Genomic DNA, 1,480 nt, shown 5'->3' on the forward strand with positions numbered 1-1,480 from the left:
GCTTACCGCCGGTGACGACCGTTCTTTCGATCATCCGGGGATAATGATTTGTTCAGCAGCCTGTTCGTCTTCCGCGGTCGCGGATCGCCGATGCTGGAGTTTGCCGTCAGTGTCGCTGCGGCTGCGCTCGTTATTGCCCTGTGGGAGCTGGCGGCGCGCGCGGGCATCATTGCGCCGCAGTTCCTGCCGTCGCCGAGCCGTGTCGTCGTCGCGCTGTGGACGATGCTGACCGAGCAGAACCTGCTGTGGCACGTCGCGGTCTCGACCACCCGTGTCTGGATTGCGTTCGTGTTGGCCGCCGTCATGGCGATCCCGATCGGCATCATGATGAGCAGCTACCGGATCGTCGGCGCCGCCCTCGAGCCGATGATCGATTTCATCCGCTATCTGCCGGTCCCCGCGCTGGTGCCGCTGTCCATCATCTGGTTCGGCGTCGGCGAGGAGACCAAGATCTTCCTGCTCTGGCTGGGGACGTTCTTCCAGCTCGTGCTGCTCGTCGCCGACGACATGCGGCGCGTGCCGCAGGAATTCGTCGAGGTCGCCCGCACCGTCGGCGCCAATTCGAGGCAAGTCATGATCGACGTCGCCCTGCGCTGGATGGGCCCGACGCTGCTCGACAATCTGCGCATCACGCTCGGCTGGTGCTGGACCTATCTGATCATCGCCGAGATCGTCGCCGCCGATTCCGGCATCGGCTATGTGATCTGGACGGCCCGGCGCTTCGTCAAGACACCGGAGGTCATGGCCGGCGTCGTCGTCATCGGCCTGATCGGCCTTGTCACCGACCAGCTTCTTCGCCTGCTTCACCGCCGGCTGTTCCGGTATCTGTGAGGAGCATGACATGACCGGATATGTTCAATTCGTCGACACGGCCAAGTCCTTCGGCCCCGTCGATGTCGTGCGAAACACCAATCTTGGCCTCGAGCGCAATTCGCTGGTCGTCTTTCTCGGCCCATCGGGCTGCGGCAAGACCACCTTGATGCGCATGGTCGGTGGCCTCGACGAACCGAGTTCGGGCTCGATCCTGCTTGGCGGGAAAAGGGTGGTCAGGCCGGACCGTCGGCGCGGCATGGTGTTCCAGTCCTATTCGTCGTTTCCCTGGTTGACTGTCAAAAACAACATCGCCTTCGGCATGCGCTACAGGAAGGACCTAGGCGCAACCGAAAGAGCCGAGCGTATCAGCCATTATCTCAAGCTGTTCGGGCTCGCAGACTTTGCCGACTCCTATCCAAACCGTATCTCGGGAGGCATGCGCCAGCGCGTGGCCATAGCCCGCACACTCGCCGCAGGCTCAGACGTGCTGTTGATGGACGAGCCTTTCGGCGCCCTCGACGCGCTGACGCGCGAGCGGCTTCAGGTCGAGCTGCGGCAGATCCAGATCCGCGAGGAAAAGACCATCATCTTCGTCACCCACGACGTGGAAGAAGCCGTATTTCTCGCCGACCGGATCATCCTGTTCTCGCGCCGTCCAGCCTCGATC

Annotated in this window: 2 protein-coding genes; both read left to right on the forward strand. The window is 62.8% G+C overall.

Going from position 1 to position 1,480, the window contains the following annotated elements; genetic code table 11:
* The first annotated feature begins 48 nt into the window (after positions 1 to 48).
* Positions 49 to 831, forward strand: coding sequence for an ABC transporter permease (locus EOD15_RS34175; protein ID WP_245463851.1), 783 nt, complete (start codon positions 49 to 51; stop codon positions 829 to 831).
* A gap of 10 nt (positions 832 to 841) precedes the next feature.
* Positions 842 to 1,480: ABC transporter ATP-binding protein (locus EOD15_RS34180; protein ID WP_148129813.1), on the forward strand; the 639-nt coding region annotated here is incomplete at its 3' end.

It is taken from the genome of Mesorhizobium sp. M7A.T.Ca.US.000.02.2.1, from assembly GCF_003996995.1.
Lineage (GTDB): Bacteria > Pseudomonadota > Alphaproteobacteria > Rhizobiales > Rhizobiaceae > Mesorhizobium.